This is a genomic window from Mesobacillus subterraneus (assembly GCF_023715485.1).
Taxonomy (GTDB): domain Bacteria; phylum Bacillota; class Bacilli; order Bacillales; family Cytobacillaceae; genus Mesobacillus; species Mesobacillus subterraneus_B.
The window spans coordinates 357,766-370,423 of record NZ_JAMBOF010000003.1 but is presented as its reverse complement, the minus strand read 5'-3'; the positions used below and the strand labels follow the sequence as shown (position 1 = coordinate 370,423).

The 12,658-nt window shown below is 41.8% G+C and carries 14 protein-coding genes; 8 read left to right on the top strand and 6 right to left on the bottom strand.

Going from position 1 to position 12,658, the window contains the following annotated elements; genetic code table 11:
• The first annotated feature begins 21 nt into the window (after window positions 1-21).
• Window positions 22-924: a LysR family transcriptional regulator gene (locus M3204_RS06520; protein WP_251479811.1), complete on the top strand. Its 903-nt coding sequence runs from the start codon at window positions 22-24 to the stop codon at window positions 922-924.
• Between the two features lie 41 nt (window positions 925-965).
• On the opposite strand, the gene M3204_RS06515 is transcribed toward M3204_RS06520, so the two are convergent.
• The 6 genes from M3204_RS06515 to M3204_RS23650 form a co-directional block, all read right to left on the bottom strand.
• Window positions 966-2,552, bottom strand: a complete 1,587-nt coding sequence (locus M3204_RS06515) for a hypothetical protein (RefSeq protein ID WP_251479809.1) — start codon at window positions 2,550-2,552, stop codon at window positions 966-968.
• 27 nt (window positions 2,553-2,579) lie between these two features.
• A complete protein-coding gene (locus M3204_RS06510; RefSeq protein ID WP_251479807.1) occupies window positions 2,580-3,191 on the bottom strand; it encodes a 4Fe-4S binding protein in 612 nt (203 codons plus the stop codon).
• Between the two features lie 19 nt (window positions 3,192-3,210).
• Complete coding sequence (locus M3204_RS06505) at window positions 3,211-3,588, bottom strand: c-type cytochrome (protein WP_251479805.1); 378 nt, start codon at window positions 3,586-3,588, stop codon at window positions 3,211-3,213.
• A gap of 114 nt (window positions 3,589-3,702) precedes the next feature.
• Window positions 3,703-4,245, bottom strand: coding sequence for a cbb3-type cytochrome c oxidase subunit II (locus M3204_RS06500; protein ID WP_251479804.1), 543 nt, complete (start codon window positions 4,243-4,245; stop codon window positions 3,703-3,705).
• A gap of 15 nt (window positions 4,246-4,260) precedes the next feature.
• Window positions 4,261-5,634 carry a cbb3-type cytochrome c oxidase subunit I gene (locus M3204_RS06495; RefSeq protein WP_251479802.1) on the bottom strand — a complete coding sequence of 458 codons (1,374 nt, stop codon included), beginning with the start codon at window positions 5,632-5,634 and terminating at the stop codon, window positions 4,261-4,263.
• 221 nt (window positions 5,635-5,855) lie between these two features.
• Complete coding sequence (locus M3204_RS23650) at window positions 5,856-5,978, bottom strand: hypothetical protein (protein ID WP_285857069.1); 123 nt, start codon at window positions 5,976-5,978, stop codon at window positions 5,856-5,858.
• 142 nt (window positions 5,979-6,120) lie between these two features.
• Between M3204_RS23650 and M3204_RS06490 the strand changes: the two genes are divergently transcribed.
• The 7 genes from M3204_RS06490 (at window position 6,121) to M3204_RS06460 (ending at window position 12,612) form a co-directional block, all read left to right on the top strand.
• Complete coding sequence (locus tag M3204_RS06490) at window positions 6,121-6,258, top strand: hypothetical protein (RefSeq protein WP_251479799.1); 138 nt, start codon at window positions 6,121-6,123, stop codon at window positions 6,256-6,258.
• Between the two features lie 490 nt (window positions 6,259-6,748).
• On the top strand, window positions 6,749-7,228 hold the full coding sequence (locus tag M3204_RS06485; RefSeq protein WP_251479796.1) for a DsrE/DsrF/DrsH-like family protein: 480 nt from the start codon (window positions 6,749-6,751) through the stop codon (window positions 7,226-7,228).
• A 27-nt stretch (window positions 7,229-7,255) separates the two neighbouring features.
• Complete coding sequence (locus M3204_RS06480; RefSeq protein ID WP_251479794.1) at window positions 7,256-7,834, top strand: sulfurtransferase TusA family protein; 579 nt, start codon at window positions 7,256-7,258, stop codon at window positions 7,832-7,834.
• A 41-nt stretch (window positions 7,835-7,875) separates the two neighbouring features.
• The gene (locus M3204_RS06475; protein ID WP_435367738.1) at window positions 7,876-8,997 is read left to right on the top strand and encodes an MBL fold metallo-hydrolase; all 1,122 of its coding nucleotides are present in this window, start codon (window positions 7,876-7,878) and stop codon (window positions 8,995-8,997) included.
• A gap of 83 nt (window positions 8,998-9,080) precedes the next feature.
• Window positions 9,081-9,308, top strand: coding sequence for a sulfurtransferase TusA family protein (locus tag M3204_RS06470; protein ID WP_144478685.1), 228 nt, complete (start codon window positions 9,081-9,083; stop codon window positions 9,306-9,308).
• 69 nt (window positions 9,309-9,377) lie between these two features.
• Window positions 9,378-10,154 carry a sulfite exporter TauE/SafE family protein gene (locus tag M3204_RS06465; protein ID WP_251479791.1) on the top strand — a complete coding sequence of 259 codons (777 nt, stop codon included), beginning with the start codon at window positions 9,378-9,380 and terminating at the stop codon, window positions 10,152-10,154.
• Between the two features lie 628 nt (window positions 10,155-10,782).
• Window positions 10,783-12,612: a M6 family metalloprotease domain-containing protein gene (locus tag M3204_RS06460; RefSeq protein WP_251479789.1), complete on the top strand. Its 1,830-nt coding sequence runs from the start codon at window positions 10,783-10,785 to the stop codon at window positions 12,610-12,612.
• The last annotated feature ends 46 nt before the right edge of the window (window positions 12,613-12,658 follow it).

The following is a 12,658-nucleotide window of genomic DNA, read 5'->3' as shown; positions in this document are numbered from 1 at the left end:
TAATAAAGGGGTGCGATCATATTGAACTTGGAACATTTAAAGACATTTATAGCTGCGGCCAAATATGAGAGCTTCTCCCAGGCAGGCAAGATGTTGAATCTCTCTCAGCCAGCCGTAAGCCATCAAATCAGCCAATTAGAGACTTACTATAATAAACAACTGTTTATCAGAGCCAATCGGAAAATCAAATTATCAGAGGCCGGCAAGACATTGTTCGATCATGGACAACAGCTGCTGGCGTTAAATGATAAACTCGAAACTCTCTTAGCTGAGGGTGACACAAGCCAAACAATAAAAATTGGCTGCAGCAATACGATTGGTGAATGCCTGATTTCAAAGATGATCCAGGACTTCATTAAACTGAATCCGGATATTACCAGCAGCCAAATTCAAATCACGATTGGGACTTCTGTCCATATAACTGATTTACTGTATGCATCTGAAATTGACCTTGCCCTTGTCGAGGGACAAGCCGGGCGCTATGATTTCATATCTCATGAATTCTATGATGACTTGCTCGTGCTTGGTGTCTCACCTCAGCTGCGTATTGACCCAAGTAATCAGGCTCCTGAAAAGCTTGAGGAAATGACATGGCTAATACGCGAGCCAGGCTGCGCAATGAGGCAGGCAACTCTTGATTTATGGAAAGGGTTGAACATCGAGCCGAAATCTGTCCTTGTCTATAATAGCAACACGCTGATCAAGGAAGGTGTAAAAAATGGATTGGGGGTCGCTGTATTTTCAAAGCTGGCGATCTGTCCGGAAATTAAATCAAGACAGCTCATTGTCAGTCCATTTAAAGACAGGGACCGCTCCCGTCCATTCTACCTGCTAAGAAAAGACAATCAGTTCAAATCCAATCTCCATGAGAGAGCATGGAATTTCATAACTGATTTAGATGAAAATCCTAATGCCTCCTGTTAAGGGACATTAGGATTTTTCTATTTTTGGTGCATACGCTTTTCTTATTCTTTATCTTTATTTTGTTCAGCTAATTCTACTTCAAGCTCTGTTTGGATCTTAAGGGCCTTATGTGCGTCAGAAGCAAGATAATCGATGATCTGCTGTCTTTGTTCATCAGTCATTTTCGCTCCATTACCGGCCATACGATCCACGACAGATGTCCACTGCTCGGGGCCTTTACTTGAATTCTTCATGATTCGGCCAATATCATGGCACTGAAGGCAAGTGCCCAGGAAGGCTTCTTCATTAATATCTTTTGCCTCTGGGAAGACAAGCGTAGAAGCTTTCTTGATTCTGTTTGCTTCTTCCTCATTGCCCTTCTGATATGCCAGAAGCTGATCTTTTGGAACATCTGTTTTTAGTGCGATACCATTTGGATTCAACCCGACAGGAATTGTCTGTCTGAAATCCTTCTTTTTCGTTAAATCAATTTTTGTAAGGGTTTTGTCACCCCAGTTAGATCCGAACATCATGCTTCCGTCCGGACTCCATGCCAGCCAGTGAATATTCTGTACTCCCCAGATTTTCCTGACAATTTTGTAATTATCTTTCGGATCAAGGACTGTCAAGAAGCCTGCGCCGTTTTGGGAAGTATACCAGTATCCGTCAGGACCAAGGTAAGCAATGTTTGTGCCTGCACCGGTTTTTACTGTCTTGATGAACTTTAGCTTCTCTGTATCGATGATCGAAATGGACCCATCATTACGATTGCCAGTAACCAAATCATGCGTATTGCCCATGAAGCTTAAATTAACTGGCTTTGGAATATCTCCAATTTTCTTTAAAAGCTTTTCTGTTTTAGCGTCATAAATCGCTACTTCATCGTCAGCAGTATTGGCAACTGCAACATATTTTCCGTCATTGGACATATCAAGACCGGATCCTGTCCCTTTGCCATAGTCTGTTTCTGTCCGCTCAAGGTGTCTCATTTCTCCAGTTTCAATATCGATAACTGTGATGAATGGTTCTGCCTGCAAGCTGACAAAGAGTTTTTTGCCGTCAGGAGTGACGTTCAAATCCCTTGGCTTTTTACCGACATTTTTGAACACCTTAACGAGTTTTGCTGTTTTCGCATCAATCATGCCGACTGCTTCTACACCATTCAATGAAGTGAATGCGTATTTGCCGTCAAAAGAAAAGGTCATGTGCTGTGGTGCAGGAGGCTTTTCGAAGCCAGGGAAATCGATGTCATGTGGTTCAAAAGTCTCCATATTGATAGCCAGTACGCTCGTTCCGTAACGCTGTGTTGCAAATGCCCATGTTTGATCCTTATTTAAATGGATATGGTGAGGAGTACCAGAACTTTGGATATATTTTACCGGGTTACCGGTTTTGATATCGGCAATGGCAATCCCGTTACTAACTTCGTTAGCTGAAAGGATCCAGCCTTCGCCATTCCAGTCCATATTTGTATCCGCGTTGCCGTTTGGCTGGTCTTTCCACCAGTTAGGAGAATAGTCCTCATGCACCTCAGAAAGATCTTTCTTGTTCTTGTCATCCAGAGAAGCATCTTTAACTGCAGCTTCGGAGCAGGCAGTAAGGGATATAGATAAAAGTGCCAAAGCTGATAATTTTAAAATGTTTTTCATTATATTTTCACCTCGCTTATTTTTCGATTAGAACCATCCAACAAGCAGGATAAGAACTAGGGCAGTTGTCGTACCCCATGTAATCCATACTCCAGGATGGGTAAGCCATTTCGTTTTATCATCCACTTGGGAAATTCCCTGTGCAAGTCCGTAAGGGCAGACTTTACAGAATGAGTTTCTCGCCTTGTAAGATAAAGCTGTATAAAGAACAGCCGTTGAAGTTACAAGGAAGAAGTACTTATCCATACTAAAGTTCACAAGAGATTCCCAAATTGTGATTGGGTTATAGAAGTAACTTACTGTTGCGTAAGCCATGAAGATGCTTACAACGAAAGCTAACAAGAACGTTACTGCTTTGCCTTTGTCACCTAATTTAGCTTCAATTTTGTTGAGAAGCATGCTGAAAGTGTTATGAGGGCAAGCATATTGGCAAAATGCCCTGTAAATGATCATGGATAGAGCAAGGAAAGCCATCAGGAACAAGAAGAGGAAAACGAAAAATAGATAGCCAGCTTCATAGCTTAATTGATAGCCGAATAAAAATAATTTTTCGTTATCGAAATCCACCCTGAATCCGTTCCAAAATGGAAGAGTGAAAATGATGATAAAAAATGCCCATCTGATTAAAGTTTTAACCACGAAGAAAATCCCCCTTTCTTTATCTGTAGTCCTTTAAATATTCATATACCAGGTCAATCTCTTTTTCTGTGTATAGGTGACCGATAGCTGGCATCGTGTTTCGGCCTTTTTTGATGACATTCTTTATGTCTTCTTCAGGCATTCTGTCTGTTACACCGCTTAAATCAGGTGCCGCACCAGTCGCATGGCAATTCAGGCAGGTACCTTCAAAAATAATCTCTCCTTTGTTGTCCTGAGGAGCTGCAGCAGGTTCAACTGCTAATTTCCCAGGCATAAAGATGGCATAGCCGATTGCCCAGATTGCGACGACGTAGAATACAGCCACTAAAAGCTTCGGCACTTTATTATGCTCAATTTTAATGTCAGAAACGATATCTTCTTTATGTTCTTTTTTCATGATTTCCACCTGCCTTTTAAATGCTGTAAGTATGGGAAGAGCAGATAACCATTACCTTAAACCTGGGGGCTTAAGGTAATGGTTTTACTTCTTTGTTAAATTAACAACAAGAATTTAGTTGTTATCCAACGGTTTTTCAAGATTTATTTCTTTTTTGTATTCTTCCAGTCTTTCTTCAGTTGGCTTGAGGCTCATCAAATAAGCGACAAGGTCATCAAGTTCCTGGTTAGAAAGATAATCGAAAGATGGCATGATTGAACCTGGGCTTGTTGATTGAGGATCAATCAAGTGCTGGCGCTGCCAATCTTCATTGTATTTCAAGCCAACCCACATTAAATCCGGGCCAGTACGGTTAGATCCCAATAGGTGGGGTAAATCATATTTGTAGTCGCCGCCTTGTGATACTGGTCCAAGATTCTGGTTTGTATCCGCAGGCAATGCTCTTACGAATTGTGTGTGGCAAGTCTGGCAGCCATTTTGGATATATACTTCTCTTCCTCTTGCTTCAGCAGAATCCTCTGGGTAATTGCGAAGCTCACCGCTCGCAGTTGCAGAGTTGATTTCCTGGTCGAAGAGGGGAAGGATGACTGTGCCGGCGACACCGAAAGTCCACAAGATTAAAGCAACGATTAATACAGCTGATGGTTTACGTTCCAACGTGTTCCCTCCTCATTAAGCAGTAGCAGCTTGTTGCTGAGCTTGCTGTTTTTTCTCTAATTTAGCTAGTTTAATAGTTTTATACATATTCCAAGCCAAGAAGAACTGAGCTACATACATCATTGTTCCGCCGATTGCACGGCCCTGTACATAAGGCTCCATCATTAATACTGTTTGCAGGAATGGAACTCCTTCGATCCATGCGAATCCTTGTACCACACCAGCGATCCATAATGAGAATGCGAATACTAGGAATCCAACAGTAGAGAACCAGAAATGAGCTTCCATTGCTCTCTTGCTGAACATTTCACGGCCAACAATTTTAGGCAGAATGTAATAAATTGCCGCGAAAGATGTGAAAGAAAACGCTCCGAATGGTCCCATATGAGCATGCCCAACAGTCCAGTGAGTGAACTTAATGACTGAACTTACAGATGGAAGGGCTTGCAAGGGTCCTTGAAGACAGGCGAACAGGTAAAAAATTGTACCAGCCATTGTGAAGCGAAGCGGTACGCTCGTGCGTGTTTGTGCCCAAGATCCCTTCATTGTTCCCCAGAAGTTAGCAAGAACTGCCCAAACCGGAATCAAAAGAACGATTGATGGGATAACTCCCGCTTTAGAAATCCATCCAGGGATTGGTCCGTTCATCAAGTGGTGAGGACCGTTCCATACATAGAATGTAGCGATTGCCCAGAAGCCGATCATTGACAGCTGGTGGCTGTATAGCGGCCGGCCAGTCAACTTAGGAAGCAGGTAATAAATTTGGCCTACACCTACAGTTGTCATCCAAAGACCGATAGCATTATGTCCAAGGAACCAGCCCATCAAACCTTGCTGTACACCACTTGGAATCCATTGTGCGGGGAAGTTTCCGACAATCCAAGTCAATGGCAGCCATAGCAATGATCCTAGGAAATACCAGAGACTGACATAAAGCATTTTTTCTGTTCTCTGGCCGACTGTCTTGAATAGGTTATAAGCTACAAGTCCAATTGCCACAAGAAGCTGAACGTCAACCCATAGAGGGAATTCACCATACTCAATTACCTCGGTCTGACCGAATAATAATGCAAAGAAACCTTCTAAAATAACGATGTTATAAAATACTAGTGCGAAATTCCCTAGCTTTTCGCTGTAAACCTTGGTTTTAGCGAGCTTAGGAATCATGTAGAACATTGATCCTACATAGGCCATTGAAAGCCATGCGTAAATGACGAGCATAACGTGGGCAGAGCGAACATGCCCGTAAGTTGTCCAGCGATTGTTTAACAATTCTGGCCAGATTTGTTTTGTTGCAGTAAGAAGTCCCATGCTCATGCCGATGATGATCCAGAAGACAGCAGCAATGAACCAATTCTTTGATGAACTCCATTTTTCGTCTGTAAACATTTTGACACTCCCTTGTTCATAAAATAAACACATATATTTCACAATTTCTTCACAATCTGCTATTTTACATGATACATCCCAGATTGCTTTTAAGTTATTCAACTTTTCTATAGTGTTATCCAATTCTTTTATACATGCTTATTAACTGGGAAAAAGACGCCTTTTTTTACATTTATGGCAAAAAAAAACAGAGCGGGATTGTTCCGCTCTGGAAGTTATTTTTAATTTTGTTCTTCTTTTTTATTGTACTTTTTACGAATGGTATCGAGGACAAAGATAATAAGAATAGGTACTCCGATGTAGTAAAGGAAATCAAAATACAATCCCAAAGATTGATGATCCATTGTTCTACCTCCTATAATATTTTCACCACATTTTAATCCCAAAGCATTTTTATTACAACCCCATAAATATACTCTGGACGGTTTCGGGAATTTCTGTTAGAGTATTTCGGTAGAACAGACAACTATTATAGAGGGAGGTGTCATGATGGTAACTGGAGCTTGGATCTTGCTGATGGTCATGTTCGCATTTACTGCATCTGCAGGCATCATCTGGTATTGGAGCAAGAAAAACGGCCTTTACGATGAAAGCATAAAATACAGAATGCTTGATGAGGACTAAACCAGCCTGGTACACAATCTTTACAATCTGCTAATTATAAAGGTTACCTGGGCGGGCTTATCTTTTTATCTTCATACAAACTCTGCTTTAAAAACTTCTATAGAAAAATAATTTTATCTCCGCAGTATTTCTATTATAAAAAATCTTTTTCTTCTATTAAATATAGTCACTACCTTCTAGTTATTTCTTTTCGATCGTTTTTCAATATAATATCTCCTTTCCTTTTTTTCATTTTTTCATTCAACTTATCAGCCTACATGACATATGATAATTCAATGTTGCTATTTTATTTACTTTTCCGTTTTTTGACAGCGCAGAACATTATGAATTAAAAAAGTCATAAAAAATTCATAAATACTGTTGACAAAGGTATTGATTTTTTATACTATATACCCTGTAAGGTATTTAACAACGTAATCACGTTAAAAAAGATAAATATTTTTTTACAGAGAAAAATACCCGTAACCGTAATTAGAGAGGGAGAGAATAAATGGGAGAAACGAAAAAAACAACAATTGTTTTATTCAGTGGGGATTATGATAAGGTAATGGCTGCATATATCATTGCCAACGGTGCTGCCGCTTACGATCACGAAGTAACGATTTTTCATACGTTCTGGGGCTTGAATGCTTTAAGGAAAGATGAGCCAATCCAGGCTGACAAAAATTTCATTGAAAAAATGTTCGGCTGGATGATGCCAAGAGGCGCTAACAAAATGGGCCTTTCTAAAATGAACTTTGCTGGATTCGGTCCTAAGATGATCAAGGATGTCATGAAAAAGCACAATGCAATGCCGCTTCCAGACTTGATCGAATTGGCAAAGGAGCAGGATGTTAAGCTTGTAGCCTGCCAAATGACAGTAGATTTGCTTGGTCTAAGACAAGAAGAGATCATGGATGGCGTGGAATTCGCCGGCGTAGCTGCGTACCTGGCTGATGCTGAAGACGGCAACGTCAACCTGTTCATCTAATAGATACTTTTAATTGGAGGTCTACAAATGGAAACTGTAAAATCAAATTTCACTGTCGACGCAAAAGGGCTTGCGTGCCCAATGCCGATTGTCAGAACTAAAAAAGCAATCAACAATTTAAATCCTGGCGAGGTTTTAGAATTGCTCGCAACGGATAAAGGTTCTAGGGCGGATATCCAGGCTTGGTCTAAAAGCTCTGGCAACCAATACCTGGGAACGATCGAAGAAGGCGATGTTCTTAAACACTATATCCGCAAAGGCGGTTCAGGTGAAGAACAAGAAGAGACAAAATATCCAAACGTTGTTTCAAACGACGATGTCATCAATAAGCTTGAAGCAAATGAGGATGTTGTTGTCCTTGATGTAAGGGAACCAGCAGAGTATGCATTTGGCCATATTCCAAACGCTGTTTCTATTCCTTTCGGTGACTTGGAAAACCGTTTGACTGAACTTGATAAGTCTAAGACAATCCTTGTTGTATGCCGTACTGGCAACAGAAGTGACATGGCTTCACAAACACTTTCAAGCAACGGCTTCGAAAATGTTTGGAATGTCGTGCCTGGAATGTCAGAGTGGAACGGACCCACTGAATCAAAAGTAAAATAATTTTTTTTGAAAAAAATATACCTATGGAGGTAAATTTGAATATGAAACCAATGACGTCTAAAGAAGTTACTAAAAAAGTATTTAATAAAGAACCATTCTTCATCCTTGATGTTCGTAACGAGAGCGACTTCAACGATTGGAAAATCGAAGGCGAGAACTTTGAATACTTGAACATTCCTTACTTCGATCTTCTTGATGGTGTAGAGGAAATCCTTGATAAAGTCCCAACCGACAAAGAAGTCCTTGTAGTATGTGCGAAAGAAGGTTCATCTGTAATGGTTGCGGAAATGCTTGAAGAAGCAGGCCGTGAAGTATCTTATCTTCAGGGCGGAATGAAAGCATGGAGTGAACACCTTGAGCCAGTTAAGGTTGGCGATCTTAAAGATGGCGGCGCGATGTACCAGTTCGTCCGCATCGGAAAAGGCTGCCTTTCATATGCAGTTGTTTCTAATGGGGAAGCTGCATTGATCGACGCTACAAGGATGACGGATGTTTACCTTGATTTCGCTAAGGAGCTTGGCGTTGAAATCAAGCATGTATTCGATACACACCTGCACGCCGACCACATTTCCGGCGGCAGAAAAATTGCTGAAGCAACTGGTGCTGCTTACTGGCTGCCTCCAAAAGACGCAGATGAAGTTGTCTTTAATTACCAGTCATTAGAAGATGGCAACGAAGTGACAATCGGTGAGACTAAAATTGCTATCAATGCACTTTATTCACCAGGCCACACAATTGGTTCAACTTCTTTTGTAGTGGATGAAAAGTATCTTCTATCAGGGGACATACTATTCATTGACTCAATCGGGCGTCCAGACTTAGCAGGAAAAGCTGAAGACTGGGTAGCGGACTTAAGAGAATCCCTCTACACTCGTTACAAGCAGCTTTCTGATGAATTATTAGTGCTTCCAGCTCACTTCATGATCATCGATGAGCTGAACGAAGACGGCAGCGTATCTGAAAAGCTAGGTACACTATTCGCAAAGAACCACGGCTTGAACATTGAAGACGAAGCTGAGTTCAGAAAGCTAGTGACTGAGAATCTTCCGCCGCAGCCGAATGCATATCAGGAGATTCGTGAAACAAATATGGGTAAAATCACCCCTGACGACGAAAAACAAAGAGAAATGGAAATCGGGCCAAACCGCTGTGCGGTAAGATAAATTGAACTCTATCCAGGGGAGTTATACTCCCCGGATTGCATTCGATAAATACGACTTTTTATACAACCAAGGAGGATTTTAACATGAACGTAGCAAAAGTATTAGACGCAAAGGGACTAGCTTGTCCAATGCCAATCGTAAAGACTAAGAAGGCAATCACTGACCTTCAATCTGGAGATGTATTAGAAATTCATACAACTGATAAAGGCGCTGTAAAAGATCTAGCAGCTTGGGCACAATCCACTGGAAACGAACTTCTGAAGCATGAAGAAGAGAACGGTGTGTTCAAGTTCTGGATGAAAAAGGCGTAATTGAACGAAGGGAGAGCTTGTCTCCCTTTTTCTTTGCTTATATATGAGTTTCTAAAAGGAGGAAGCCAGATGGATTTTACTTATTTAATCGTTATATTTTTAATCGGTTTTATTGGTTCTTATATTTCCGGGATGGTTGGAATCGGCGGTTCAATCATTAAATACCCAATGCTATTATACATTCCGCCATTGTTTGGAATCGCGGCTTTCAGTGCCCATGAGGTATCTGGAATCAGTGCGGTACAGGTTTTCTTCGCTACAATCGGTGGAGTTTGGGCTTACCGAAAAGGCGGCTACTTGAACAAGACACTGATCATATACATGGGTGCAAGTATCCTTGTTGGTAGCTTGCTCGGCAGCTATGGCTCAAGATTCATGTCAGAAGGCGGCATCAACCTGGTTTACGGTATCCTTGCATTAATTGCTGCGGTAATGATGTTTGTTCCGAAGAAGAACGTAGATGACATTCCGCTTGACCAGGTTACTTTCAACAAATGGCTTGCAGCATTCTTCGCGTTTATCGTTGGTATTGGCGCAGGTGTAGTAGGAGCTGCCGGAGCATTCCTGCTTGTTCCAATTATGCTCGTTGTATTGAAGATTCCTACAAGGATGACAATTGCCACTTCATTGGCAATTACTTTCATCTCTTCAATAGGATCAACGGCTGGTAAACTGGCAACTGGCCAGGTAGAATTCTGGCCTGCGTTAATCATGGTAGTAGCAAGTCTAATCGCTTCTCCGCTTGGTGCAAATGCAGGTAAGAAAGTTAATACTAAAATACTTCAATACATCCTTGCAGTATTGATTCTGGGTACAGCTATCAAGATCTGGATGGATATACTTTAAAAATTAGGCTGTGTTAAAGGTCATTATTGATTTTTAAGCTCTGTTGATTGGAGTGGAAGGCGCGAAGACTCCTCCGAAAATGCTAACGCATTTTCATCGTGCGTGGGCAGATTCGAGGAAGTTCAATCAAAGTCCTGCGGGATGAACGGGTCAGGGGAGACCCCGCAGGAGTGAAGCGACGAGGAGGCTCCCCGGGCCGCCCGCGGAAAGCGAAGCGCCTGGAACGGAAATCAACAGCCAAATTTAACTGCCAAAAATTAAAAAGGCTTCGCTTCGGCGAGGCCTTTTTCTAATTAAAACTTCCGTCCCGGCAGCCGATGAAGGGTAAAATACGGACAGCCTTGAAGGAGTATCGGCAAAGTTGTCTAGAACCGTTGTGGGTTCGGACAGATCTGGAGGAAAACAGCAATAGTCTGCCCAATTTCGCCTGAAATGTGAGCTGGCATGAAGTTATTATCATTTTATATGGTTTATTATGGTAATATAGTTATATTTTTTATAAAAACTGAAATATAAGTCTTTTTGCTCACATCAAACACTATTAAACAATACCTTTTCCCTATTTAGAATATACTGAATATTTTATATTATTTAGGAAATAGAAATATTCTAATAGGGAGTGAATGATGTGTTAAAAGTCCTTTCCACTTCGGCGTTATCCCTTGCTTTAGCGGGCAGCGCAGTATTTGCGGGAGTCCATGCAAATGATTCCTCAGTCAACACACAAAGTAAATATGAATTAAACCTTGCGCACCATGTAGGTGCTGCTCCAGAGCTTGTTGATAGAGCAAAGGAATTAGGTATTGATATCTCCAAAGTCGATCCTGCAGAGAAGATTGCCCAGACTGGAGCTAAATTCCAGCAGCCTGGAGATAAGCATGTAGCCTATAAGGAAGCTACTGGGGATATCCCGGTGCTGGTTATTTTGGCAAAGTATAAGGGTGAAGATCAACCGATTGGTGACATGCCAGGGCAAGTTCCTGCACATTACTACGAAGACTTAATTTTTGGAACGGAGTACAATCCGTATGAACTGGAGCAATTCAAAAAGTATGATGGCCCAGATGTTCCAAAAGACCGTACGATGCAAAATGCTTACAAGGAATCAAGTTACGGAAAAACCAATCTTATCCGCAAAGAGAACACTGAATTTGTTTGGGTTGAACTTCCAAAGGGTGCCTCTTATTATCTTGACCAGGAAGGCACATATGCTGAAGGCGGAGTGTACAAGCTTGGTAACGTAAACGGAGATGCCCATACTGGCGAATTCATCCGTGACCTGTTAAAAGCAGCGGATGATCAAGTCGATTTTTCTAAATACGCAGATGAAAATGGCGAAGTTCCTAACGTATTCGTCGTCCATGAAGGTACAGGAGCTGAATACAGCCGTGACCCTGGCCAATTCTGGTCTCATAAGTGGAGCCTGTTAAGTGCACTTTACTATGGAAAATATTATGAAACTGGCAAGCCGGCAGATGTTCATGCAGGTATGACCCAAGCAGAATGGATTGCCAAAACACAAAAAGAAGACATGACGTATGATGGCGTAGTCGTTAACAACTACAACATCCAGCCTGGTATCGGCGGTAACGTAGCTGGTTTCGATGCAGCGACAAACTCTTATAAAGAAGAAGCGAAGACAGGTCCATTCCCAGTACAGACTGGTGTATACGCACACGAATTTGGACATGCACTAGGATTGCCTGATTTCTATGACACTCTTTACTCATCAGAGGGAGTAGGAAACTACTCAATGATGGCAGGAGGCTCATGGATGCGCTATCCGAATAAGGCTGAGTACGGCGGAAACTCACCGACACACTTCGATCCATTCTCAAAGGTCTTCTTAGGCTGGGCAGATCCGATTGAAGTAACACCAGAAAGTGGAGTACAAACCATCACTTTACCAGCTGCAAGCCAAGCAGATGCTAATAACGGAATCGTTAAAATGGAAGTTCCAGGATCAAACGGAACGGAATACTTCCTGTTCGAAAACATGCAGCAGGATGGCTTCAACAAGGGAATGATCCGTCAGGGAGAAAACGCTCATGGTTTAGTTGCCTGGCATGTTGATGAAAACATCATCAACCTTTACCAGACAGCTGGCTTCCGTCCGAACAATGTCGAAAACTGGATGAACAAGCGCTTCCAGTTCAATCAGTCCCAGACTGCAAGCAATGGCGATGTGGTAACACACTATGGTCTATCTGTCCTTCAGGCAGACGGCTTGTATGACCTGGAGAAGAATTTAAACCGTGGAGATGCTGGCGACTTCTTCAAGACAGGAAGTAAGATCACTCCTGTATCAGGAAACGTTCACTCTGGTTCTTACTACTTCTGGAAAGGCTTCAGTGACACTCCAGCTGATTCCGGAATTCATGTAACAAACATCAAGGAAAATGCAGATGGTTCTATCACAGCTAAATTCTTCTACAACTTTAATTCAAGCGTAAAGTAATATTAAAAACCTGAGCATGGAAAGAATCCTGCTCAGGTTTTTGTGT

Bases quoted from the DNA above. Each gene is read 5' to 3' on its own strand.
- M3204_RS06480 (WP_251479794.1), top strand. From the start codon at position 7,256: ATGGAAACTGTAAAATCAAATTTCACTGTCGACGCAAAAGGGCTTGCG.
- M3204_RS06485 (WP_251479796.1), top strand. From the start codon at position 6,749: ATGGGAGAAACGAAAAAAACAACAATTGTTTTATTCAGTGGGGATTAT.
- M3204_RS06465 (WP_251479791.1), top strand. From the start codon at position 9,378: ATGGATTTTACTTATTTAATCGTTATATTTTTAATCGGTTTTATTGGT.
- M3204_RS06505 (WP_251479805.1), bottom strand. From the start codon at position 3,588: ATGAAAAAAGAACATAAAGAAGATATCGTTTCTGACATTAAAATTGAG.
- M3204_RS06475 (WP_435367738.1), top strand. From the start codon at position 7,876: ATGAAACCAATGACGTCTAAAGAAGTTACTAAAAAAGTATTTAATAAA.
- M3204_RS06490 (WP_251479799.1), top strand. From the start codon at position 6,121: ATGATGGTAACTGGAGCTTGGATCTTGCTGATGGTCATGTTCGCATTT.
- M3204_RS23650 (WP_285857069.1), bottom strand. From the start codon at position 5,978: ATGGATCATCAATCTTTGGGATTGTATTTTGATTTCCTTTACTACATC.
- M3204_RS06470 (WP_144478685.1), top strand. From the start codon at position 9,081: ATGAACGTAGCAAAAGTATTAGACGCAAAGGGACTAGCTTGTCCAATG.
- M3204_RS06515 (WP_251479809.1), bottom strand. From the start codon at position 2,552: ATGAAAAACATTTTAAAATTATCAGCTTTGGCACTTTTATCTATATCC.
- M3204_RS06495 (WP_251479802.1), bottom strand. From the start codon at position 5,634: ATGTTTACAGACGAAAAATGGAGTTCATCAAAGAATTGGTTCATTGCT.